The sequence below is a fragment of the Lysobacter sp. OAE881 genome (assembly GCF_040546665.1).
GTDB lineage: Bacteria > Pseudomonadota > Gammaproteobacteria > Xanthomonadales > Xanthomonadaceae > Lysobacter_J > Lysobacter_J soli.
Genome location: NZ_JBEPOG010000001.1, coordinates 3,803,303 through 3,827,813 on the forward strand (window position 1 = coordinate 3,803,303; position 24,511 = coordinate 3,827,813).

Annotated in this window: 17 protein-coding genes and 2 pseudogenes; 7 read left to right on the top strand and 12 right to left on the bottom strand. The window is 67.9% G+C overall.

From position 1 onward, the window contains the following. Positions 1-52 precede the first annotated feature (52 nt). Positions 53-925 (top strand): ion transporter, encoded by an 873-nt coding sequence (locus tag ABIE51_RS17425; protein ID WP_192632879.1) that lies wholly within the window; start codon positions 53-55, stop codon positions 923-925. Between the two features lie 18 nt (positions 926-943). Here ABIE51_RS17425 and ABIE51_RS17430 read toward each other — a convergent pair whose 3' ends face one another. Both ABIE51_RS17430 and ABIE51_RS17435 read right to left on the bottom strand, forming a co-directional pair. Then, positions 944-1,792: an SDR family oxidoreductase gene (locus ABIE51_RS17430; protein ID WP_192632878.1), complete on the bottom strand. Its 849-nt coding sequence runs from the start codon at positions 1,790-1,792 to the stop codon at positions 944-946. Between the two features lie 62 nt (positions 1,793-1,854). After that, positions 1,855-2,523, bottom strand: coding sequence for a protein kinase family protein (locus tag ABIE51_RS17435; protein ID WP_192632877.1), 669 nt, complete (start codon positions 2,521-2,523; stop codon positions 1,855-1,857). A gap of 122 nt (positions 2,524-2,645) precedes the next feature. On the opposite strand from ABIE51_RS17435, the gene ABIE51_RS17440 reads away from it, so the two are divergent. Then, entirely contained in the window at positions 2,646-4,655 is a 2,010-nt protein-coding gene (locus ABIE51_RS17440) for a bifunctional DedA family/phosphatase PAP2 family protein (protein ID WP_192632876.1), read from the top strand. Here the strand turns inward: ABIE51_RS17440 and ABIE51_RS17445 are convergent. From ABIE51_RS17445 to ABIE51_RS17455, 3 genes are all read right to left on the bottom strand, one after another. Beyond that, complete coding sequence (locus ABIE51_RS17445) at positions 4,644-5,216, bottom strand: LON peptidase substrate-binding domain-containing protein (RefSeq protein ID WP_115844163.1); 573 nt, start codon at positions 5,214-5,216, stop codon at positions 4,644-4,646. The genes ABIE51_RS17440 and ABIE51_RS17445 overlap by 12 nt on opposite strands. 69 nt (positions 5,217-5,285) lie before the next feature. Further along, positions 5,286-6,692 carry a Mur ligase family protein gene (locus tag ABIE51_RS17450; protein ID WP_502913340.1) on the bottom strand — a complete coding sequence of 469 codons (1,407 nt, stop codon included), beginning with the start codon at positions 6,690-6,692 and terminating at the stop codon, positions 5,286-5,288. A gap of 227 nt (positions 6,693-6,919) precedes the next feature. Further along, entirely contained in the window at positions 6,920-7,498 is a 579-nt protein-coding gene (locus ABIE51_RS17455) for an adenylate kinase (protein WP_115844278.1), read from the bottom strand. Positions 7,499-7,689: 191 nt separating this feature from the next. On the opposite strand from ABIE51_RS17455, the gene ABIE51_RS17460 reads away from it, so the two are divergent. From ABIE51_RS17460 to ABIE51_RS17470, 3 genes are read left to right on the top strand one after another with little or no spacing between them, the layout of a single operon-like run. Beyond that, positions 7,690-8,946: a 6-phosphofructokinase gene (locus ABIE51_RS17460; RefSeq protein ID WP_192632875.1), complete on the top strand. Its 1,257-nt coding sequence runs from the start codon at positions 7,690-7,692 to the stop codon at positions 8,944-8,946. A gap of 60 nt (positions 8,947-9,006) precedes the next feature. Continuing rightward, the gene (locus tag ABIE51_RS17465) at positions 9,007-9,657 is read left to right on the top strand and encodes a hypothetical protein (RefSeq protein WP_192632874.1); all 651 of its coding nucleotides are present in this window, start codon (positions 9,007-9,009) and stop codon (positions 9,655-9,657) included. Positions 9,658-9,662: 5 nt separating this feature from the next. Further along, entirely contained in the window at positions 9,663-10,133 is a 471-nt protein-coding gene (locus ABIE51_RS17470; protein ID WP_192632873.1) for a DUF2846 domain-containing protein, read from the top strand. A 75-nt stretch (positions 10,134-10,208) separates the two neighbouring features. Here the strand turns inward: ABIE51_RS17470 and ABIE51_RS17475 are convergent, their stop codons facing one another. Next, positions 10,209-10,733: a hypothetical protein gene (locus ABIE51_RS17475; RefSeq protein WP_192632872.1), complete on the bottom strand. Its 525-nt coding sequence runs from the start codon at positions 10,731-10,733 to the stop codon at positions 10,209-10,211. A gap of 198 nt (positions 10,734-10,931) precedes the next feature. On the opposite strand from ABIE51_RS17475, the pseudogene ABIE51_RS17480 reads away from it, so the two are divergent. Next, a pseudogene (locus ABIE51_RS17480) lies at positions 10,932-12,960 on the top strand (sodium-translocating pyrophosphatase). Between the two features lie 191 nt (positions 12,961-13,151). Next, a pseudogene (ppa, locus tag ABIE51_RS17485) lies at positions 13,152-13,701 on the top strand (inorganic diphosphatase). Between the two features lie 84 nt (positions 13,702-13,785). Here ppa and ABIE51_RS17490 read toward each other — a convergent pair. The 6 genes from ABIE51_RS17490 to thiC form a co-directional block, all read right to left on the bottom strand. Then, positions 13,786-14,775, bottom strand: coding sequence for an aspartyl/asparaginyl beta-hydroxylase domain-containing protein (locus ABIE51_RS17490; RefSeq protein WP_192632869.1), 990 nt, complete (start codon positions 14,773-14,775; stop codon positions 13,786-13,788). Positions 14,776-14,923: 148 nt separating this feature from the next. Continuing rightward, a complete protein-coding gene (locus tag ABIE51_RS17495) occupies positions 14,924-17,728 on the bottom strand; it encodes a TonB-dependent receptor (RefSeq protein ID WP_502913341.1) in 2,805 nt (934 codons plus the stop codon). A gap of 289 nt (positions 17,729-18,017) precedes the next feature. Next, positions 18,018-18,944 (bottom strand): helix-turn-helix domain-containing protein, encoded by a 927-nt coding sequence (locus ABIE51_RS17500; RefSeq protein WP_192632867.1) that lies wholly within the window; start codon positions 18,942-18,944, stop codon positions 18,018-18,020. A gap of 144 nt (positions 18,945-19,088) precedes the next feature. Next, positions 19,089-21,431 carry a winged helix-turn-helix domain-containing protein gene (locus tag ABIE51_RS17505; protein ID WP_192632866.1) on the bottom strand — a complete coding sequence of 781 codons (2,343 nt, stop codon included), beginning with the start codon at positions 21,429-21,431 and terminating at the stop codon, positions 19,089-19,091. 370 nt (positions 21,432-21,801) lie between these two features. After that, entirely contained in the window at positions 21,802-22,488 is a 687-nt protein-coding gene (locus ABIE51_RS17510; protein WP_181902869.1) for a potassium channel family protein, read from the bottom strand. Between the two features lie 105 nt (positions 22,489-22,593). Continuing rightward, positions 22,594-24,471: a phosphomethylpyrimidine synthase ThiC gene (gene thiC, locus ABIE51_RS17515; protein ID WP_192632865.1), complete on the bottom strand. Its 1,878-nt coding sequence runs from the start codon at positions 24,469-24,471 to the stop codon at positions 22,594-22,596. Positions 24,472-24,511: the final 40 nt, after the last annotated feature.

The window sequence follows — 24,511 nt, forward strand, 5'->3', positions numbered from 1 at the left end:
CTTGCCGCGGCCTGCACGAGGGCCTGAGCACAATCGCCGCAGGAGGATGCCCATGCCCTTGCTGATGGATCCGCAGCTCCAGCCGGCCACCGAATCCGGCTGGCGTCGCCACTGGTTCGACATCGTGTTCCGCCATGACACGCGGCGCTCGCGCAACTTCGACCTGGTGCTGATCGCGGCGATCCTGGTCAGCGTCGTGGTGATCATGCTCGACAGCGTCGCGCGCATCCATGCGCGCCACGGCGAGCTGCTGCACGGGCTGGAGTGGGGATTCACGCTGCTGTTCACCGCCGAGTACGCGCTGCGCCTGGCGGTGCTGCGCAATCCGTGGCGGTACGCGATCAGCCTGTGGGGCCTGGTCGACCTGGCGTCGATCCTGCCGACGTACCTGTCGGTGCTGCTGCCCGGCAGCCAGAGCCTGCTGGCGTTGCGCATCCTGCGCATGCTGCGGTTGTTCCGCATCCTCAAGCTCACGCACTACGTCGAGGAAGGCGGCGTGCTGGTCGGTGCGCTGTGGCGTAGCCGCCGCAAGATCTTCGTCTTCGTGTGCGCGGTGATGACCATCACCGTGATCTTCGGTGCGTTGATGTACGTCGTCGAAGGCCCGGAACACGGTTTTTCCAGCATCCCGACGAGCATGTACTGGGCCGTGGTGACGATGGCGACGGTCGGCTTCGGCGACATCGCGCCGCAGACCACGCTGGGGCGCTTCATCACGTCGCTGCTGATCCTCATCGGCTACAGCATCATCGCCGTGCCGACCGGCATCTACACCGCGGAACTGGCCAGCAGCCTGCGCGAGGCGAGCGGCGACGCGAGCCGGCTCGATCGCCGCGGCTGTACGGGGTGCGGGCTGGAAGGCCACGATCCGGCCGCGCACTTCTGCCGCCACTGCGGCACTACGCTGCCGTCGGCGACCGGATGACGCCCGTTGCGTTGAAGCTCAGCGCGGCGGCCGCGCGAGCTGCGCGTCGGTGAGGAACAGGTCCGGCAGCAGATGCTTCGCGTCCGGATCGACGGCGTACCCGCTGAAGTCGGTGACGCCGGCGGCGGAGAGCACGTCGTCGTCGATCAGGAACTGACCGGAGTACCCGCGCGACGGCTGCGTCAGCACGACGTGCGCGGCGTCGGCGACGATCTCCGGCGTGCGGCAGAGTTCGGGGCGCACGCCGGGAATCATGTTGATCGCGTCGGTGGCAATCACCGTGCGCGGCCACAGCGCGTTGATCGCCACGCCTTGCGGGCCGAACTCCGCGGCCAAGCCCAGCGTCACGAAGCTCATGCCCATCTTCGCCAGCGTGTAGCCGGTGTGCGGCGCCCACCATTTCGGATCCAGGTTCAGCGGCGGCGCGAGCGACAGGATGTGCGGATCTGCGGCCTTCAGCAGGTGCGGCAGGCAGGCCTGCGAACACAGGAACGTGCCGCGCGCGTTGACCTGCTGCATCAGGTCGAAGCGCTTCATCGGCGTGTCGAGCGTGCCGCGCAACCAGATCGCGCTGGCGTTGTTGACCAGGATATCGATGCCGCCGAACGCGTCGACCGTCGCGGCGACAGCGGCACGGACCTCGTCTTCCTCGCGGATGTCGCACTTGATCGCCAGCGCCTTGCCGCCGGCGGCAATCACTTCCTCGGCGACGGTATGGATCGTGCCGGGCAGTTTCGGATTGGGAACCGACGACTTCGCGACGATCGCGACGTTGGCGCCATCGCGCGCGGCCCGCAGCGCGATGGCGCGACCGATGCCGCGCGAGGCGCCGGTGATGAAGAGCGTTTTTCCGGACAGGGTGCGCATGGCGCGTCTCCTACATTGCGCGCGCCTTTGGCGCGCCGATGGCCGCGATTATGGCCGGAAGGTCACGGCTTGGGTCCCTGGCCTTCGTTGTCTTCCCATTTCAGGATGCGCCGCGTCACGAAGCGGTAGACCGGCTTTCCCGTGGCGAACCACGCCTCGCGCAGCCACGAATGGCGCTTGAGCACGCGCCGCTCCACCGGCGTCAGCGCGTGCGGGCAATAGGTGCGCTTGTGCTTGAGCAGATGGCGCAGGTCCTCGCGCGCGAGCAGGCGCATCCAGCGCGAACGCGGCTGCCCGCGCGTGGCGAGCTGGAAGTCGATGATCCCGGGCCGGCCGTCGGCGAGCACGAGCCAGTTGGCCTCCTTCGCCAGGTCGTTGTGCGCCAGTCCGCGCCGATGGAGTTGCTGCAGCAGGCGACGCGCGCGACGGAAATACGCGAGGTCCCCATGCGGCGGACGCTGGTACATCGCCGCGCCGTCCATGTAGCTGCGGTCGAGCCGTCGGCCGTCCCAGCGCAGCAGCTGCGGCACGTCGTGCAGGCCGTGGACCTGCTGCAGCGCGCGCGCCTCGCGCCGTGCGAGCCACCACGCGGGAACGCGCAGCCACAGCGGCACATGGCGAAGGTCGCGACGCACGAACAGGCCGCGGTCGTCGCGCATGAGCGCGATGCGGCCGAAGCTGTCGGCCTTGAGCGCCTGGACTTCGATGGCGTCGTCGGATGATGAAGACATCGCGCCAGTGTACGGAATCGCGATTCGCGGACGGGACGGCCGAGGGTTCTCCCCGCCGATGCCGATCGTCACCGTGACCGTCGCCATCGCGTCGTCATGGACGCGCTGCCTATAATCGCCCGATGGAACCGGCCTGGATCGAAAGCGCGACCACATGGATCGCGGAGCACCCCGTCGCCGCCGGCGCCGTCATCTTCCTCATCGCCTTCTGCGACGCCGTGGTGCTGCTGGGCATCGTCGTGCCGGCGCTGCCGCTGCTGTTCGCGGTCGGCGCATTGGTGGGCCTGGGGCACATCAGCGGCCCGTATGCGCTGGTGTGCGCGACGCTCGGCGCCTTCATCGGCGACGCCCTGAGCTACTGGGTCGGCCACCGATGGGGCCCGCAGTTGCGATCGAGATGGCCGTTCTCGCGCTATCCGCAGTGGCTCGATCGCGGCGAGGCGATGTTCCGCCGCCATGGCGTGAAGAGCATTTTCATCGCGCGCTTCGTCGGCGCGGTGCGGCCGTTCGTGCCCGCGATCGCCGGCATGCTGCACATGCCGCTGCGGCGCTACGCCCTTCCGAGCCTGGTCGCCTGCATCGCATGGTCGGCGCTCTTCCTCGCGCCAGGCTGGGTGCTGGGGCGGTCCTACGACGCGGTGGCCGCGGTGGCCGATCGCCTCGCGCTGGTGCTCGGCGCACTGGCGGTCGCGGTAGCACTGGTCTGGGCGGTGGTGCTGTACACGTGGCGATGGTTCGCCGACCACGCCGACACCCTGCTTGCGCGCGCCCTGCGCTGGACGCGCCAGCATCCGCGGCTGGGGCCGTACGCCGCCGCCCTGATCGATCCGAACCGGCCCGAATCCCCGTCGCTGCTGATGCTCGCCGTGTGCCTGCTGGCGATCAGCTGGGCGTGGTTCACGCTGGTCGCCTCGCTGCTGGCCAGCGGCGGGCCGCTGGCGCTGGACCACACCATCCACGACTTCATGTGGAGCCTGCGCAACCCGCTCGCCGACCGCCTGATGGCCGCACTCGCCTGCATCGGCGATGCGTCCGTGCTGGGCCCGGCGGTGCTGGTCGCGCTGGCCTACCTGCTGTGGCGCAAGCGCTGGATGGCGGCGGCGCATTTCGCGGCGGCGATCGTGTTCGGGCTGGTGTTCACGTCGCTGCTGGAAGCGGTGATCGACATGCCGCGTCCGCCGACCGCGCCGGCCGGCTTCGGCTTCCCGTCGGTGGCCGTGACGATGTCGACCATCGTGTTCGGCTTCTTCGCAGTGCTCATCGCGCGCGAATTGCCCGGCCGCACGCGCGTGTGGCCGTACCTGCTCGCGGGCGTGATCACCACGCTGGTCGCGTTCTCGCGCCTGTACCTGGGCGCGCACTGGCCCAGCGACCTCGTCGGCGGCACGCTGTTCGGCGTGCTGTGGCTGCTGGCGCTGGGCATCGCCTATCGCCGGCACGTGCAGCGCTCGTTCTGGATGCGCCCGCTGGCGTGGCTGTTCTACGGCACCTTCGCCATCGCCGCGCTGTGGCATGCGCCGCGCACCGCCGACACGCTGCTGGCGCGCTTTGCCGCCGCGACGCCGACGTCGGTGATGGATGCCGAGGCATGGTGGCGCGAGGGATGGAGCGAGCTGCCGGCGCAGCGCAACGAACGCGACCAGCGCCGCCGCTGGCCGCTGGACGTGCAGGTCGCCGGGTCGCTCGACCCGCTGCGCGAACGCCTGGAAGCACGCGGCTGGCACGTGCAGCCGCAGGCGGACTGGATCGCGACGCTGGGCCTGCTCGACGACGACACCTCCGCAAGCGAGCAGCCCGTGCTGCCGGCCACGCTCGACGCGCAGGCCGAGACGCTGCTGATGGTGCATCCGGGCGGAAGCGAGAACGAAGAGTTCGTGCTGCGCCTGTGGCGCGCGCCGGTGCGCCTGGACGACGGCACGCCGCTGTGGATCGGCACGAGTCAGACGTTGCGCCTGAACAAGCCGCTCGCCGTGGCAGCGCTCTGGTTGCCGGTCAGCGACGACGGGCGCGCGCACGCGATGGTGCGCGAAGCTCTGAAGGACCTGGACATCGCCGAGGACGCGCATCCGCACGGCGACACGCCCGTGCTGCGCGTGCGCACGACGACGCCGGCAAACGCGTCAGGGAAGTAGCGCGAGGAGCCGGTCGAGTCGCGCGTGCGGGTCGTCGGTCTGGAGCAGCACCTGCCGTTGCGCGTTTTCCAGCGGCAGCAGCTCGGCGAGTCGCCAGCCGACCCAGGCCGCATCGTCGAAGCGCGAGTGCGGCGCCTTGGCGTGTTCGCCGCCGATCTGCTCCACGATCTGTTCCAGCAACTTTCCGAGCAGCCCGTGCTCGGGCCGCAGCGGATCGTCGGGGTCGGGATCGCACCAGTTCACGTCGGCGACCTGCAGACCGTTGTCGCGAACGCGCACGCGGTGCGCATGGAAGCGGCGCGTGCCGCGCACCTGCAGCGTGAGCAGGCCATCCTCGCCGCGGTCGAAGTCCTCGATCACCGCCTCGGTACCGTACGCGGCCGCGCTCGCCGGCGCGCCCGCTTCCTCGCCGTCGATGATCAGGCAGACGCCGAAGCCGCGACCGGCGCGGGTGCAATCGCGGACGAGGTCGAGGTAACGCGGTTCGAACACGCGCAACCCGAGCGCCGCGCCGGGAACCAGCACGGTGTGCAGCGGAAACAGCCCCAGCGGTTGCGGCATGGCGTCGTCTGACATCGCGGCCAGTGTAGGGCCGATCCGGTGCCGGCGACGCGAAGGCCGCGCGCCGCGTCAGCGCGCGGCGGCGTCCTTGAGCACGGCGAAGAAGCGGCGCGGTGCGCCGTCGAAGCCGCCATTGGACATGAACACGACGTGGTCGCCGTCGCGCACGCGTTCGCGCAACGCGGCGATCAGCGCGTCGGCGTCGGGCACGGCAACGCCTTCGTGGCGCAGCGCCGACACCACCTTGCCGGCATCCCACGCCAGTTCCGGACGATGCAGGAACACCACCGTGTCGGCGAGGTCGAGCGAAGGCGCCAGTGCATCGGAATGCGCGCCCAGGCGCATCGAATTGCTGCGCGGTTCCATCGCGACCACGATCCGCGCATCGCCGACCTTCGCGCGCAGGCCCGCCAGCGTGGTGGCGATCGCGGTGGGGTGATGGGCGAAGTCGTCGTAGATGGTGACGCCCTGCGCCTGGCCGATCACTTCCAGCCGGCGCTTCACGCTGCGGAACTCCGACAGCGCGCCGAGCACGCCGGCCACGTCGACACCAACCGCGTTCGCCGCGGCGAGCGCGGCCAGCGCGTTCATCACGTTGTGGCGGCCAAGCAGCGGCCATGTCACTTCGCCCAGTTCCACGCCGCGATGCACGACGGCGAAGCGGCTGCCGTCCTGTTCGATCAGGCGCGCGGTCCAGTCGAATGCGGCGCGCGCGACGCTGCTGTCGTCCGCCCGGTCGCCGTGGCTGCGTTCGCCGGCGGATGCGGGGATCTGGCTCGCGTCCAGGCCGAAGGTTTCGACCGGCGTCCAGCACCCCATCGCCAGCACTTCGGCCAGGTGCGCGTCCTCGCCGTTGACGATCAGGCGGCCGCGGCGCGGCACGGTGCGCACGAGGTGGTGGAACTGGCGCTGGATGGCGGCCACGTCCGGGAAGATGTCGGCGTGGTCGTATTCCAGGTTATTGAGGATCGCGACCAGCGGGCGGTAGTGCACGAACTTGCTGCGCTTGTCGAAGAACGCGGTGTCGTACTCGTCAGCCTCGACCACGAATTCGCGGCCCTGCCCCACGCGCGCGGACACACCGAAGTCTTCCGCGACGCCGCCAATCAGGAAGCCCGGCTCGCGTCCGGCCGCCTGGAGCAGGTAAGTCAGGATGGTCGTGGTGGTCGTCTTGCCGTGCGTGCCGGCGACGGCGAGCGTGTCGCGGCCGGGCAGCAGGTTTTCGCTGAGCCACTGCGCCCCCGACGTGTAGCGACGCCCGTCGTCGAGCACCTGTTCCACCGCCGCGTTGCCGCGCGAGAGCGCGTTGCCGACGACGATCTGTTCGCAATCGGCCGAGATGTGGTCGGGCGTGTAGCCCTGCTTCAGCGCGATGCCGATGTTTTCCAGCTGCGTGGACATCGGCGGGTACACCGCCTGGTCGCTGCCTTCGACGTCGTGACCGAGTTCGCGCGCGAGCGCGGCGACACCGCCCATGAAGGTTCCGGCGATGCCCAGAATATGAATCTTCAAGATCAGGACTTCCTAAACGGTCGCGGCCAAGTCAACGAAGCGGGCACCGCACGGCCATCACACCCCCTCTCCCGCCTGCGGGAGAGGGCAAGGGGTGAGGGAGGTTGGCCAGTGACTTCGATCGAAGCGCATCGGCGGTTTGCCCTCACCCCAACCCCTCTCCCGCAAGCAGGAGAGGGGCTTGAATCAAATCACCCGACTTCCTTCGCCGGCGCGAGCGCCTCGACGATGCGGGTGAACACGTCGTCCAGCGAGCCCACGCCATTCACGACGGTGAGCTGGCCGTGCTGGCGGTAGAAATCGACGACCGGCGCGGTCTGGTCGTTGTAGACCTGCAGGCGACGGCGCACCGATTCCGGGCTGTCGTCCGCGCGGCCTTCGGCCTTGGCGCGACCGGCGATGCGCTCGACGAGCATCTCGGTCGGCACTTCCAGCTGCACCGCGTAGTCCATCGGCTGGCCGATGCGCTGCAGCAGCTGGTCCAGCGCCGCGGCCTGCGCGAGGTTGCGCGGGTAGCCGTCGAGGATGAAGCCGCCCTTCGTGTCGTCGCGCGAGAAGCGGTCTTCCAGCATGCCCAGCAGGATCTCGTCGCTGACGAGGTTGCCCGAGGCCATGATTTCCTTCGCTTCCAGACCCAGCTTGCTGCCCGCGGCCACTTCGGCGCGAAGCAGGTCGCCGGTCGAAATGTGCGGGACCTGCAGATGGTCCTTGAGTCGCGCGGCCTGCGTGCCCTTGCCGGAGCCGGGCGCGCCCAGAAGTACCAATCGCATCAACATCACTCCTAGAACGGAAAAATCGGGGTGCCGCTGGGGCCGGCGCACGCCGGACCGGGTCCGGGATCGCCGCCCGCCGACCGGCGCTACACTCGCAGCAGCCTGCCCCGGCGGGCAAATTCGCGGTCACTTTACCGCATCCTGCCCAGCCTCCCTCACCCGATCCGCCCACGGACCAGGAATTGGACATGCCCTCCGGAACCCTGCTTTACGCGCAGTCGGGCGGTGTCACCGCCGTCATCAACGCCACCGCCTCGGCCGTAATCCAGACCGCCCGCGCGCACGAGGTCCGCGTGCTCGCCGGCCGCAACGGCATCCTGGGCGTGCTCCGCGAAGAGTTGATCGACACCTCGAAGGAGCCGGCGGGCGTGATCCGATCGCTCGCCCATACGCCCGGCGGCGCGTTCGGCTCGTGCCGGGTGAAGCTGAAATCGCTCGATCAGGACCGGGCGAAGTACGAACGCCTGCTGGAGGTCTTCCGCGCCCACGACGTGCGCTGGTTCCTCTACAACGGTGGCAACGATTCGGCCGACACCGCGCTGAAGGTCTCGCAGCTCGCCGCCGAATTCGATTACCCGCTGACCTGCGTCGGCGTGCCGAAGACGGTCGACAACGACCTGGCCGTGACCGACTGCTGCCCGGGCTTCGGTTCGGTCGCCAAGTTCACCGCGGTGTCGGTGCGCGAGTGCGCGCTGGACGTCGCGGCGATGGCCGATACGTCGACGAAGGTCTTCGTCTACGAGGCGATGGGCCGCCACGCCGGCTGGATCGCCGCCGCCGCGGGGCTGGCCGGCAACGGCGAGGACGCCGCGCCGCATCTCATCCTCTTCCCCGAACGTCCTTACGACGAAGCCGATTTCTTCGCGAAGGTGAAGGCCACCGTCGAGCGCGTCGGCTATTGCGTCGTCGTCGCCAGCGAAGGCATCCAGACGGCCGACGGCAAGTTCGTCGCCGATGCCGGCGGCGGCAAGGATTCCTTCGGCCACACGCAGCTCGGCGGCGTGGCGTCGTTTCTCGCCGGTCGGGTGAAGGACGCGCTCGGTTACAAGGTGCACTGGGCGTTGCCCGATTACCTGCAGCGTTCGGCGCGCCATCTCGCGTCGAAGACCGACCTCGACCAGGCGCAGGCGGTGGGCCGCAAGGCGGTGGAGTTCGCGCTGAAGGGCATGAACTCGGTGATGCCGGTGATCGTGCGCACGTCCGACATGCCGTATCGCTGGAAGGTCGAAGCCGCGCCGCTGTCGCAGATCGCCAACCACGAAAAGAAGATGCCCGACGACTTCATCCGCGCCGACGGTTACGGCATCACCGCGCCGGCACGGCGGTACCTGGAACCGTTGATCCGCGGCGAAGCGCCGCCGCCGTACGGGCGCGACGGCCTGCCGAAGTACGTGTCGCTGAAGCACACGCTGGTCGAGAAGAAGCTGCCGCCCTTGGCGGAATAGCGCCGTTCAGTTAGCTTCCCCTGCGCAGGCGGAACCTCCGCCGCGCAACAGGGGACAGGGATGAAATGGCAGCTCGCACTGGTGGCCGCGATGGCCACCGGGCATGTGTTCGCACAAACGCCGGATGCACCGGCACCCACGGATGTGCCTGCGCCCGCTGCGCAACCCGCGACGACTCCCGCGCCCGCATGCCAGACGCTGTGCGCCGGACAGCAGATCGAAGTCGAGCTCGCCGAACCCGTCGGGTCCGATACCCACAAGATCGGCGACCGCTTCCAGCTGCGACTCGCTGCACCGCTGATGCGCGATGGCGTCGTGATCGTGCCTGCCGGCACACCGGGCGTCGGCGAGGTGGTTCATGCGCAGACCTCGCGCGCCGGCGGAAAGCCCGGCGAGCTGCTGCTCGCGGCGCGCTTCCTCGACCTCCCCGACGGCCCGCTGCCGCTGCGCGCGATGAAGCTCGCCGCGCGCGGCAAGGACAACATCAACGCCTCGCTGGCCACGTCGATGGTCGCCGGGCCGTTCGGACTGTTCGTGCGCGGCCGGGAGATCGAAATCCCCGCCGGCACGCACGCCATGGCCAAGCTCGCGCAGGACCTGGATTCCGCACGCGCCGTACATACGTCGCCGGTGGTCGCCGAAGCGACCGCACCGGCGCAGGAAACCCCACGCACCACCGACGCGGACAACGCGTCCCACATCAAGGAGTAGATCGAATGCGTTCCATGTTGTCCCGCACCGCCATCCTCTCGCTGCTGCTGGCCCCGGCTTTCGCCATCGCGAACGAGGGCGACACCGCCACGGCCACGACGGCCACCACCACCGCGCCGGCCGCCACGGCGAACACGCTCATCCAGGCCGCACCGGCAGACAAGGCGCAGATCGTGTTCTTCCGCGAGTCGAAGTTCGTCGGTGCCGCCATCGGCTTCAAGGTGCGCGAAGGCGAGAACGAGCTGGGCAAGCTGCGCAGCGGCAAGTACTTCGTCGCCAACGTCGAGCCGGGCAAGCACGAGTACAACGTGCATGGCGAGACCAAGGACGTGCTGACGATGGAAGTCGAAGCCGGCGAAACGTACTACGTGCTCGGCTCGCTCGGCATGGGCATCGTCGCAGGTCGCCCGAATCTGTCGCCGTCGGACGAAGCGACGTTCGTGTCGATGTCGGGCAAGCTCAAGCTCGCCAAGTAAGGCATCCACTGCAACAGAGCGAAGGGGCCGCATGCGGCCCCTTCGTGCATCTGCGATTCGGGCTTCGCGAATGGATCAGCGCGCGCAGGCCTTGCCCTCGACCTTCATCTGCGCGGCATACATCGGGATCGCGTCGAGCTTGCCGGCCTTCGCCTTCTGCGACTGCTCTTCCAGGTAGATGCGCTGCTGTCCCTGGCCATCGAGCTTCGCCGTCTTGTCCACCGGCTTTCGCCAGATGTGCACGACGGCCTGCTGCGACGGGCACGCGGCGTTGGGCACGCGGATGAGGTCGTTGAGCACCCATCCGTTTTCGGCCGGCTTCGCCTTCGCCGCATCGACGAAACGCGCGCGCGGCTGGCACTGCGGCGAAATGCGCACCACGGTGAACGCATACGGATCGTCGGCCTGTCCGGTGAACATGCCTTCCAGTCGCGCGCAGGCTTCGGGAATCTGCCGCAGCGTGTGCACGGCGCCCTGCGCCTGCGGCTGGACCGGACCGCGCGCGATTTCCGGCTTCGCATCGGCCTTCGCATCGGTCCCGGGAGTGGCGGCGAGCGCCGGCAGCGTGAAGAGCAGGAGAAGGAGCGGCGACACTCGCATGGCGGCGGGAATCCCTTTCCGTGACGGGGACCGCAGGCTGGCACGGGTGCGCTGAATGCTGCGTCTACAGCGTGCGTCGGGCCTGCGGCCTGTGCGATAGTCGGGCCGTTGTCGCGGTGGCCCACGACCCGCGCAGCTCACAATTCGATTGCGCAGTACTCGTTTTCCTGGTGTTTCCACTTCTACGGGGAGGGATTCATGCTGGAGCAGTACGGTTTGGTTCTGGCGCTGGTATGCGCCGTCATCGCGATCCTCTACGGGATCATCTCCGCGCGCTGGATCGGCGCACAACCCGCCGGCAACGAACGAATGCAGCAGATCGCCGGCGCGATCCAGGAAGGCGCGCGCGCCTACCTCAACCGGCAATACACGACGATCGCGATCGCGGGCGTCGTCCTGTTCGTCCTCATCGGCTTCTTCCTCGGCTGGGCCACGGCAGTGGGTTTCCTGCTCGGCGCAGTGCTGTCGGGTGCCGCCGGCTACATCGGAATGAACGTGTCGGTGCGCGCCAACGTTCGCACCGCCGAAGCCGCGCGAAAGGGCATGAGCCAGGCGATGGACGTCGCGTTCCGCGGCGGCGCGATCACCGGCATGCTCGTGGTCGGCCTCGGCCTGCTCGGCGTGGCCGGTTACTACCTCGTACTGCAGCGCATGGGCTTCACCGGCGAACACGCCTTGCATGCGCTGGTCGGCCTGGCCTTCGGTTCGTCGCTGATCTCGATCTTCGCGCGACTGGGCGGCGGGATCTTCACCAAGGGTGCCGACGTCGGCGCCGATCTGGTCGGCAAGGTCGAAGCCGGCATTCCCGAGGACGATCCGCGCAATCCGGCGGTCATCGCCGACAACGTGGGCGACAACGTCGGCGACTGCGCGGGCATGGCGGCGGACCTGTTCGAAACCTATGCGGTGACGGTCATCGCGACGATGCTGCTCGGCGGCCTGATGCTCGCCGAAGCCGGACGCAACGCGGTGCTGTATCCGCTGGTGCTCGGCGGCGTGTCGATCATCGCCTCGATCATCGGCGCGTTCTTCGTGAAGGTGAAGGCTGGCGGTTCGATCATGGGCGCGCTCTACAAGGGCGTGATCGTGTCGGCGGTGCTCGCGGCGATCGCGTTCTACCCGATCACCACGCAGCTCATGGGCGACAACACGCACGGCGCCATGAACCTTTATGGTTGCGCGCTCATCGGCCTGGCACTGACGGGCGCGATCGTGTGGATCACCGAGTACTACACCGGCACGCAGTACAAGCCGGTGCGCCACGTCGCCGCCGCGTCCACCACCGGCCACGGCACCAACATCATCGCGGGGCTGGGCGTGTCGATGAAGTCGACCGCGCTGCCGGTCGTCGCCGTGTGCGTGGCGATCTGGCTCGCGTTCCATCTCGGCGGCCTGTACGGCATCGCGATCGCCGCCACGGCAATGCTGTCGATGGCCGGCATGATCGTCGCGCTCGATGCATACGGCCCGATCACCGACAACGCCGGCGGCATCGCCGAACATGGCCGAACTGCCGCCGGAAGTGCGCAACGTCACCGACCCGCTCGACGCCGTCGGCAACACGACCAAGGCGGTGACGAAGGGTTATGCGATCGGCTCGGCCGCGCTCGCGGCGCTGGTGCTGTTCGCCGACTACACGCACAACCTGTCGGCCGCCAATCCGGGGCGTTCGTTCGCGTTCGACCTGTCCGACCACTACGTGATCATCGGCCTGCTGATCGGCGGCCTGATCCCGTACCTGTTCGGTGCGATGGCGATGGAAGCCGTCGGCCGCGCGGCCGGCGCGGTGGTGGAGGAAGTGCGCCGCCAGTTCCGCCAGATCCCCGGGATCATGGAAGGCACGGGCAAGCCGGAGTACGACAAGGCCGTCGACATGCTCACCCGTTCGGCCATCAAGGAAATGATCGTGCCCTCGCTGCTGCCGGTGATCGTCCCGATCGTCGTCGGCCTGCTGCTGGGACCGACGGCGCTGGGCGGTCTGCTCATCGGCACGATCGTCACCGGCCTGTTCGTGGCCATCTCGATGACCACCGGCGGCGGCGCATGGGACAACGCCAAGAAGTACATCGAGGACGGCAACTTCGGCGGCAAGGGCTCCGACGCCCACAAGGCGGCGGTGACCGGCGACACCGTTGGCGATCCGTACAAGGACACGGCGGGCCCGGCGATCAACCCGCTGATCAAGATCATCAACATCGTGGCGCTGCTGCTGGTGCCGTTGCTGTAAGGCTCACCACGGCTGGAAACCAGGACGGCGGCCTTCGGGCCGCCGTTTTTCTTTGCCCAATGGCGCGGCAGGCGAGGGAAAGGGGGGCGGCGGTGCTGCGCCGCAGCAGCCAGACACGTAAAATACCGGCCCCGCTATCCCAACCCCCCGCCCCGCCGTCCTGGCGCGGCCTTCAGCAGTCGGAGCAACGCATGGGCCTGGACCTCGTCCCCACCGGCAAGAACCCGCCGGATGAGATCAACGTCATCATCGAAATCCCCAAGGATGCCGAGCCGGGTCAAGTACGAGGTCGACAAGGCTTCGGGCGCGATCTTCGTCGATCGCATCCTGTCCACGCCGATGCGCTATCCGTGCAACTACGGCTACGTCCCGCACACGCTGTGCGGCGACGGCGACCCGGCCGACGTGCTGGTGATCCTCCCGCTGCCGCTGGTGCCCGGTTCGGTGATCCGCGCCGTGCCGGTGGGCGTGCTGAAGATGAGCGACGAAGCCGGCTGCGACGAGAAGCTGATCGCCGTGCCGGTGCCGAAGATCTTCGGCGGCTATTCGCACATCACCGACATCGAGCAGGTGTCCAAGCACTGGCTCGAGCGCATCGGCCACTTCTTCGAGCACTACAAGGACCTGGAGAAGGGCAAGTGGGTGAAGATCGAAGGCTGGGGCGGTGCCGCCGAGGCCAAGGCGATCCTCAACGACGCCATCGCGCGCTACAACGCGGAAGAAGACAAGCCGAAGTTCTGATCGCCGGCTTTCGCTGCGCAGCAAAAGGCCGCCTCACGGGCGGCCTTTTTCGTTGTGCGTGTCAGTGTTTCAGGCGATGTCGACTCACGCGTTGTCGCCGACCTCGCGCTGGCGCGCTGCAGTCGCCGGTGCCTGCGAGGCGGCATCGCTCACCGCGAACTTGCCGACGATCGTCATCAGCGCATTGAACCAGCGCAGCTCGTTCTTCAATACCATCGGCTGGCTCGGGCCGCGGATGTCGTCGAGGAAGCGCTGCAGGGCGGCGGCGTATCGCGCGCGGCCTTCCTCGCGTTCGCCGAATTCGAACCAGAGCCCCTGCCATTGCCGCGAGAAACGCATCGCGATCTGACGCACCTGCGGCAGGTTCGGATGCGGCACCGCGTCGCCGATGAGCAGGCCGAGGTGGTCGTTGAGCTCCCACGGACTCATCACGACGGGCACATTCACACGCTCGCAGGCGAAGGACGCCACCTCGCCCGGCTTCGGCGCGATGCGCACGTTCTGCCAGCCGGTGCGCGGCGCATCGTGCGGGCGTCCGTGGTTGACCAGGTCCCAGAAGCGTCCGCCCCCGACCGTGTCCACCACCAGGTGCACGCGCGACTGCACGGCATCGTTGAGCACGCGATGCTGGCGCCAGGTGTCGAAGATCCAGCATTCGCCCGCGGCCATGTTGATGACGGCGCTGTCGCATTCGAAGCGCACCGTCGGCTGCGTGACGACGGGAATGTGCACGCGCACGCGCTCGGCCCAGTAGTAGCCCTGGTCGGCGTGGCGGGTGACTTCGGCATGGCCGGACAGGCGCATCAGCCGGCTGCGGCCGACCGTGGCGCCCAGGCTGGCGAAGACCTGCGTCAGGTACGGGCAGCGCAGCAGGTGCGGCGTGGGCTGCATCGTGCCGGCGAAGGCCTCGTTGTCGGGGTCGCCATCGGCCGCCACCAGCGGCAGCATCGAATTGCCGGCGAATCCCTGCGGATGCGGCTTCCAGGGCCCTTCGCCGAGCGCGGCGATTTCCGCCTCGAGCGCGGCGGCGTCGAAGCTCATGGGCAACTGGATGAAGGGCACCTGCAGTTTCATCGCGGATCCGGGCGAAGCGTCAGCGGCTATCGTAACGTCCGCCGCGCCGTGCGCCAGACTCCGCAAAGCGACGGGTTGCGGGCCCCGGAAAGAACTACGGCCCCTTTCGGGGCCGTAGTGGTGTTGCGTGTTGCTGTACAGCGGTCGATCAGAAGCGCTGACGGTACTGGACGTAGTAGAACGCGCCCGGCAGGTCGTACTGCGGATCGAAGTTGTTGTACGGCGAGCTGTACGAGGTCGGCGGTTCCTTGTCGAACACGTTGTTGGCACCGACCGAAACGGTCGCGTTCCACGGCGTGTTGTAGCGGACCTGGATGTCGTGGTACGTCACGGCGCCGAGGTAGTTGCGCGGAGCCGGGCCATCTGCGGTCACGCGATCCGGATCCGAGCAGTACGCGTCGGCCAGGCCATCGTCGTTGTCCAGGACGCAGGTTTCATCCAGGCCCGACTTGTAGCGCATGCCCCAGGTCGCACCGAAGTCGCCGTAGGTCCAGTCCAGGTACAGGTTGGACTTGATGCGCCAGTACGGATCCTGCGGCAGGTACAGGCCCTGACGCTGTTCTTCCGGCGAATCCACCGTGGCCTTGGTCGACCAGTTGGAGGTGTAAGCCGTGTCCCAGGTGACCGAGAACTTGCCGAAGGTGGTTTCCGGGAAGCGGTAGTTCACCGTCATGTCCCAGCCCTCGACCGTGTACTCGGCCAGGTTGAGCAGCGGCATCTCCAGGTTGGTGATCGTGTTCGGCGCACCCGGGTAGGCCGGGTCACGCGAGTACAGGCCACAGTAGACGGCCTGTTCGCTCGCCGTACCGGCGTAGCACTTGTCCAGGATGAACTGGGCTTCCGGACGCGAGATCGCGTTCTCGATCTTGATCTCGTACCAGTCCAGCGAGATGTCGAAGCCTTCCAGGAAGCTCGGGTTGTAGACGAAGCCTAGCGTCTTGGTGGTCGACGTTTCCGGCTGCAGCTCCTCGTTCGAGCTCCAGGTGAACGGCTCGGCCGTCTGGCGCTGCGAGCGGGTGAAGGTCGACGAGACGCCTTCAGCGGCGCAGCGGGCGGCGACCTGGGCGTTGCCCAGCTGACCGGTACGCGCATCGCACGGATCGTCGTAGCTCTCGAACGAGTCGGTGTTGCCCGCGTACAGGTTGTTGATCGTCGGAGCGCGGAAGCCCTCGGACCAGTTACCGCGGACCATCAGGTCGTCGATCGGCTTCCAGCGGAAACCGAACTTGCTGTTCAGCGTGTTGCCGAAGTTGCTGAAGTCCGAGTAACGCGTGGCCAGCGAGAAGTCGAGCAGCTTGGCGCCCGGCAGGTCGGCCAGGACCGGCACGGCCAGCTCGAGGTAGTACTCGTCGAGCTTGTAGCCACCGGCGGTCGGCTTGGAACCGTTGCCGGTGCTCAGGCCGGCGGCGATGAACGCATCCGGATCGAACTGACCGTCTTCGGTGCGGTGCTCATAGCCTGCCGCGAAAGCCAGCGGGCCGGCCGGCAGGTCGACGATGTCGCCGCTGACGTTGGCGTAGTAGCTCTTCGAGGTCACGCGGCTGGAGTCGTGCGCGGTGAAGGCGGTGTAGTCGATCGCTTCCTGCGAGATCGAACCGGTGCTACCGATCGGGTTGACCGGGACGCAGTCGGCAAGCGGGCTGGCAGCGGTGCCGCAGCGGATCGTGCCGTCGGTGTCACGGAAGCTCGGGCCATAGGCCAGGGCCAGGTTGGCGCGGTTGAACAGACCGTAGGTCAGGTCGTTCTCGTCCGAACGGTCGTAACGGTAGCCCGTATCCCAGTCGAAGGTACGCTCGCCGATTTCGAAGAAGCCTTCGAGGCCGCCGTAGAAGTGCCAGTTCTTGACGTTCTGGTTGAACGAACGGCCACCGGACTCCTGGAAGCGGCGGGCGACGCCGATCAGGTCACGCGCGCCACCGGTCTGGAAGGCCGGCGTGCCGGCGTAGAAGCCGGTCGGGTTGGTGGGGTTGTAGTAGCTGTTCGCGCTGAGGCGCATGCCGGTGACAGGCATCGCGGCGAGCAGCTGCTCCGAGATGCGCTCGTTGTAGAGCATCTCGGTCTTGAAGCGCACGTTGTCGGTGATGTCGTAGTTCGCCTGCGCGAACAGCGAGGTGCGCTCCTGCGGGGTGAGCAGGTAGTTGTCCGGCGCGCTGTTGTAGCCGTGGATGTCAGAGTTGAAGCGCGTCTTCGCGCCCGTCACCGGATCGATGATGTAGCGCACGTTGTCGGTGTCGACGAACGAGCCCGGGATACCCGTGGTGCTCTGGCCGCCGAAGAACGGAGGACCACCGGCGGAGATCTGGCGATCGCCGGCCATGACGGCCTCTTCCTTCACGTAGGAGGCGCCGATCATCACGTTGCCACGGTCGTTGCCCGTGCCGATCGTGAAGTCGTAGGCCTCGCGGTTGCCGTCGCCCTGCGAGTACTGGCCGACGTAGGCACCGGCTTCAGCGCCTTCGAAGTTCTGGCGCGTGATGATGTTGACCACGCCGGCGATGGCGTCCGAACCGTAGATGGTCGAAGCGCCGTCCTTCAGGACCTCCACGCGCTCGATCATCGCCGTCGGGATGGTGTTCAGGTCGACGCTGCCGCCCAGGCCCTGGGTCCAGCGACGGCCGTTGACGAGCACCAGGGTGCGGCCTTCGCCGAGGTTACGCAGGCTGATGCCGGCCGAGCCGTCACCGCCGTTGTTGAAGGTCGAGTTCAGCGCGGCGCCGTTGCTCGAGATGCGCTGCAGCACGTCGGCGACCGAGGTCACGCCCTGCTTCTGGATCTCGGCGCGGCTCAGGGTGAAGATCGGCTGCGAGGTCTCGACGTCGGCGCGCTTGATGCGCGAACCGGTGACTTCGATGCGATCGAGGGTGGTCGCCTGCTGCTCGCCGCCTTCCTGCGCGACGGCAAATGCCGGCGCCAGTGCGATCGCGATACCCGCCGGCAGCATGCCGACGCGCATCGCGGTGCGCAAATTGCGATGGTTCATCTATCTCTCTCCAGATATCTGTTATGGGCGTGTTAAACGCCCATCAAACTTAAGTTCTGAAGAGGACGATCGCTTTGCGGCTAGCGTTGAGAGACTTTGCGCAATCTGCCAGTGAGGACACGACCTTAACGATTGCGGCGCTCCGCAACGCGCATTGGGAGTGGGCCCGTGCGTCGAAGCTGCGACGACGTTGGCGGTTTTCGCGCACAAACGAAAACGGCCGGCGTTGCGCCGGCCGTTGCGTACTGCAATGTGCGATCGATCAGCCGTTGGTGGCGAGCGATTTGCGCTCCAGCGACTTGCGCGCCGCGGCCTGGGCCTTGCCCGGCTCGCCGCGCGTGGCGGCGGCGGCGCGGTAGCGCGTGGCCGACACGCCGAAACGTGCGCGGAAGGCGCGCGCGAAGCTGCAGCAGTTGTCGAACCCGCTGGCGGCGGCAACCTCGCCGATCATCATCGACGTGCTGGTGAGCAGGTCCGCCGCGTGCTCCAGGCGCATGCGCGCCGAGGCCGCCTGCGGGCTCTCCTCATAAAGACTGTGGAACGTCTTGGAGAAGTACCAGCTGGAGAAGCTGGTCAGCTCGGCCAGTTCGCTGATGCGGACCACGCGGTCGCAGTTGCCTTCCAGATACAGGCGGGCGCGCTGGAGGCGGCCGAACACCTGGCGCTTGCGGCTGCGCGAGCGGCCCGGGCAGCGCGGAATGCGCGCGGCCAGGTCGCGCTGGACGCCGGCCAGGTGGAGCAGGATCGGGCGCAGCAGCGAGGCGTCGAACCCGGCGCCGGGGTTCTCGGCCAGGCGGGCCGCCGCCTCGCGCCACAGGCGCAGGCCGATGCGGGCGTCGTGGCGGGACATCTGGCCGCGGCCGGCATACAGGCCACGGTCGGCGAAGCGGGTCATCTCGCGCAGCGCCTCGCTGGTCAGCGTCAGGCCGACGCAGACGCCGAAGCGGTCGGCCTGGACGGTCGGCTTGGAGTCCTTCTCGAAGGCGATCCAGTCGCCGCTGCGCAGCCGGAACTTGCCTTCCTTCGCCTCGACCCACGAGCTGCCGTGCAGCTGCAGCCAGAACGAGAAGCCTCCCGAAGACTGGACGCTGCCCAGCCGCGAGACGCCGATGCAACCGCCCTGAACCGCGCCCTCAGGCGTTTCGAGCTGCAGCAGCTGCCCGCGGTCCGCCCATTGCACTTGCTCCATTGGTCCACCTCATGTGCCGAGAATGGTCAATGGATTTGCCGTACACACCCACTTCACATCAGGAAAGTTGGTGGAGACTTATCCGAAATCGCACCGAATGCAAAACCGAAGGATTTCCGATAGCACTTTTCCCAGCTGCATCAATTACTTGACCCATCCCGGGACAACCTCCGTCGTTTCCTTCGGAAGCTCCATGTAACCGATATCGGCCCCGTCCCAGTCGACCAGGGCCAGATAGGCCGCCTCATTGCGCGGTCCGCCGAGGCTGAATCCGTTCACCGCGGAGCGTCGCAGCTGGTCCAGGCACCGGGGCGGGGCGGGGTCGGCGGGCACGATCCGGCGGAGGCTGGCGGCGCAATCCTGCAGCCGTTCGAGGTAGCGGATCTCGCCATCCGGCGCGACGGTCCACATGCGGTAACGATCGGCGGTGGGCACGCTCGCGCTGACCTGGCGGACCGAGGCGGCACCCAGGTCCAGCGGAACCTCCCAGAGCCCCGCTTCGGTCAACCGCGTGAACAACACCCGGTTGCGCGCCCCGTCCACCTCGAAGTGCGACACGCCGTCGATCCGGCCCAGCACCCGCCAGGGCGTCGCGGACCGGTCGTACAGCCGGAGCTGCGGCGCGCCTTCCTCACTGGCCGCCAGCACGAACAACCGGTTCGGATCGACCGAATACTGGGCCTGCAGGGGTTCGGCGTCCGGAACCGGCAAGGTCGAGACCTGGCCGCTCGCCGCCAGCACTTCCTGCACGACGCCGCGTCCCTGGGCGTCGATGCCCGTCGCCAGCAGACGGCGCGAGTCGGGCGACCACGCCGGCGCGTAGCGCGTGCCCGGGCGGACGCCGCCCATCATGCGAAGGGTGTCGGGCTGGGACACGTCGCCGACCCAGAGCCCGTTGCTGCCGGAGCGATCGGACACGAACGCGAGCTGCCGGCCGTCGGGGGCGATCGACGGGAGCAGGTCGCGGGCCGCCGACGCGAACAGCGGTTCGACCACGTGCACCCGGCCCGGGCCGTCGCCATCGGCCAGCTGGACGCGGTAGAGACCGAAGTACGGTCGGCGCTGGACGAAGGCGATCGCGCGGCGCGAGCGCGCGGCCACCGGCGCCTGGCCATCGTCCACGCCCATCTGCCGGGCTTCGCCGGTGCTGGTGTCCAGGCGGAACAGGCGGTACTCGCCGTCGACCATGGCGCTGAAGAGCAGCCCGCGCCCGGTCGGCGACCAGTCCCAGCCGCGCAGGTCGGCGCGCAGACGGCTCAGGCGCTCGGCGTTGCCGCCCTGCGCCGGGATGCGCCAGAAGTCGCCCAGCGGCGCGTTGCGCACGAACACGATCCAGCGACCGTCGGGCGAATAGCGCGGATCGGTGTCGAGTTCGTCGGGATCGTGGGGATATTCGATCGGCTGCCATTGGCCGCTGTCGAGGTTCAGTACGCGCAGCCCGACCGTGCCCTGGTCGGTGCTCATGCTCCCGAAGATCAGCCCGTTGCTGTCCGGGGTCCAGTCGAAGGTCGGCGGACTGCGGCGATCGCAGACGCCGACCTCGTGCTCGGCGCGCGCGTTGGGCGTGACCAGGCGGATGCTGCAGCTGCTCTCCGACAGCCGCATGAAGGCGATCCAGCGGCCGTCGGGCGACCACACCGGGGAAGCGTCATCGGTGCCTTCCGGCGGCCGCGTCAGCTGGCGCGGCTGCGTCTGTTCGGTGGTCTGCACCATGATCGCGGTGCCGCGCTGGCCTTCGGGGATGGCGACGTACGCCACCAGGCCGGCATCGGGCGAGAGCGCCGGCGACAGTTCGAAGCCCGGCGCGGAGGTGATCAGCCGGTAAGGGCGCTCGCTGCGCAGGCCCTGCATGCCGGTGACGGCGACCGGGGCCACTTCCGGCTGCGCCGGGGCGCGGATCAGCGCCCAGGCCACCAGTCCGGCCACGAGCAGCGCCACGACGAAGATCACCGACGCGATCGACGTCCAGGTGCCGCGCGGCGTGGAAGACGCCGGGAACGGCACCGGGGCGAGCGGCTCGCTCGGATCGGCACCCGCGATGGCGGGGTACTTGGCCGTGGTGCGGGTCGGATCGGACCAGCGTTCGTCGCTGGCGACCACGTCCGCGCTGGCGGCCGGGCCACCGGTGTGGATCCACTCGATCGGCGCGAGCAGGCGATAGCCGTTCTTCGCGATCGTCTCGATGTAGCGCGGATTGCCGCGCTCGTCGTCGAAGGCCTTGCGCAGCTGCGTGATCGCCTGCGTGACCACGTCGTTGGTCGGCAGCGTGTCCGGCCAGACCTCGGTCATCAGCGAATCGCGGCTGACCACGCGCCCTGCCTGCTCCACCAGCACCAGCAGCACGCCCATCGACTTGGGCGTGATGCGCAATGGACGACGCTTGCCCGGGGCGCGGATCTCGCGCAGCGGCACGTCGACCACGCACTCGCCCACGCGCAGTCGCTCGGACGGCAGGGGCGGTGTGGAGGGTTCGAGGGTTCTTTGCATGAATCCGAAATGGTGAGCGGCAAGCTGAACGGCCGTCATGTGCCGAATGGATCAGATACGACTACTCGGCAAACCCGGCAAAGAGGCCAGACCCGACGGGGAAAGCAATGCTCGCCCGAACATTCTAACGTCGGCAGGCTTACTCCCGTTTACACGGGGGTGGCTTCAGGCCCTCTCTCGCCGACGTATTACAGAACGTAACGTTCCAGCATTCGCGCCACCCGGCGCGAATCTTTTTCTCCGGCACGGTCGACTCCCCATCCCCTCGCCTTCCGAAAGCACCTGAGGAAGGACGCTGCGTGCTTCATAGCACAGCCGCGTTAAGAGCCCTTTAAAGCCCTGCGGAGCGCGGCTGCAGCGATGCGACGCCCTACTTCGTCGCGCGCAGCATGGTCAGGCCGACCAGGCGCGACACCACCACCGCGATGTACGCCACGCCGGCGAACTGCTGCAGCATCACCAGAACGCGCGCGGGCGAGGACAGCGGCAGGATGTCGCCGAGCCCGGTGGCCGACAGCGTCGTGAAGCTGAGGAACAGCAGTTCGAGCCACGTGCGCGGCTCGCCCGGGCGCAGCGCGCCGGTGAAGCTGCCCGGATACCACGCCTGGCAGACGAAATACGCGTAGGCGAAGCCCCACGCGAGCAGCGTGAATGTCGCTCCTGCGGCGAACAGTTCGTCGGCGGTCACGCGATGGTCGCCGAGCATGTAGGCGATGAGGCTCGACGCCGCATACAGATAGAGCAGCGCCTCCAGCGCGGAGGACACGACCAGCAGCGTGTCGTTCGCGAGCACCACCGACAGCACCGACAGCCCCAGTGCCGGCGCGGCCAGGAGCCAGGCGACCCACACCTTCGCCGGGCTGCGGTTCACCACCCACACCGCGAGCATCAGCACCACCACGCCGAGCGCGCCGAACAGCACGCGCCCGCTGCTGCGCGTCTCGTCGAAGATGGGATAGAGGATGAGGCTCAGCAGCTGCGCCGCAAGCAGGAACGCCGACGGATGGCGCCGCGCCTGCACGCGCCAGCGCAACAGGCCGATGCGGTTCTCCGCCATGGTCGCGATCCTTCGAATGGGTCGCGCAAAGCCTAGCCGAAGGCGGACGGGAATGAGCGGGGCGGGAAACGAGGGCGCACCTCGTTCCCCGTCCGACGGCCATCGTCAGGCCTTGCGGTACACCTGGGCGCCCTGCGCGCGGAACTCCGCCGACTTCTCCGCCATGCCCTCGCTGAGCGCGGCTTCCTCGTCGACGCCGTGTTCCTTCGCGTAGTCGCGCACGTCCTGCGTGATCTTCATCGAGCAGAAATGCGGGCCGCACATCGAGCAGAAATGCGCGACCTTGTGCGCGTCCTTCGGCAGCGTTTCGTCGTGGTATTCGCGTGCGCGCTCCGGATCCAGGCCGATGTTGAACTGGTCTTCCCAGCGGAACTCGAAACGCGCCTTGCTCATCGCGTTGTCGCGCGCCTGCGCGCCCGGGTGACCCTTCGCGAGGTCGGCCGCGTGCGCGGCGATCTTGTACGCCATCAACCCTTCGCGCACGTCGTGCTTGTTGGGCAGGCCAAGGTGTTCCTTCGGCGTGACATAGCAGAGCATCGCGGTGCCAAACCAGCCGATCATCGCCGCACCGATCGCGCTGGTGATGTGGTCGTAGCCCGGCGCGATGTCGGTGGTCAGCGGGCCAAGCGTGTAGAACGGCGCCTCACCGCACTCGCGCAGCTGCTTGTCCATGTTTTCCTTGATCAGCTGCATCGGCACGTGGCCGGGGCCTTCGATCATGGTCTGCACGTCGTGCTTCCACGCAATCTTCGTCAGTTCGCCCAGCGTTTCGAGTTCGCCGAACTGCGCCGCGTCGTTCGCGTCGGCGATCGAGCCCGGACGCAGGCCGTCGCCCAGCGAGAAGGCCACGTCGTAGGCCTTCATGATTTCGCAGATCTCTTCGAAATGCGTGTAGAGGAAGTTTTCCTTGTGGTGCGCCAGGCACCACTTCGCGAGGATCGAACCGCCGCGCGAGACGATGCCGGTGACGCGCCCGGCCGTCAGCGGAACGTAGCGCAGCAGCACGCCGGCGTGGATCGTGAAGTAGTCCACGCCCTGCTCGGCCTGTTCGATCAGCGTGTCGCGGAAGATCTCCCAGTTGAGTTCCTCGGCACGACCATCGACCTTTTCCAGCGCCTGGTAGATCGGCACCGTGCCGATCGGCACCGGCGAATTGCGGATGATCCACTCGCGGGTTTCATGGATGTGCTTGCCGGTCGACAGGTCCATCACCGTGTCGGCGCCCCAGCGGATCGACCACACCAGCTTCTCCACTTCCTCGGCGATGCCTGAGGACACCGCGGAATTGCCGATGTTCGCGTTGACCTTGGTGAGGAAGTTGCGGCCGATGATCATCGGCTCGCTTTCGGGATGGTTGATGTTGTTGGGGATGATCGCGCGGCCGCGCGCCACTTCATCGCGCACGAATTCCGGCGTGATCAGCTTCTGGATGTTCGCGCCGAAGCTCTCGCCAGCATGCTGGCGCAGCAGGTGCGCTTCGCGGATCGCCTCGATCCGCTGGTTCTCGCGGATGGCGATGAACTCCATTTCCGGCGTGACGATGCCGCGTCGCGCGTAGTGCATCTGCGTGACGTTCGCGCCGGACAGCGCACGGCGCGGCATGGGGCGATTGCGGAAACGCACCGCATCGAGCTTCGGATCGTGCTCGCGCTTGCGCCCGAATTCCGACGACAGCTCCGACAGCACGCCGGTATCGCCGCGTTCGGCGATCCACTCCGCCCGCAGCGGCGCCAGGCCGCGCGCGAGGTCGATCTGCGCGTTCGCATCGGTGTACGCGCCGGAGGTGTCGTACACCGCCAGCGGCGCGTTCTCCTCGCCGCCGAACATGGTCGGCGTCTTCGCGAGCACGATCTCGCGCATCGGGACGCGGATGTCCGGACGCGAGCCTTCGACACGGATCTTGTGCGAGCCGGGAATCGGGCGGGTGACGTCGGCCGAGAGCTGTTCGGCCTGCTGGATGAGCTGGGAGGGGACTGCGTTCATTGGGTTCGTCCTGTGGAGCGCCCTCGCGGGCCGGGACGAA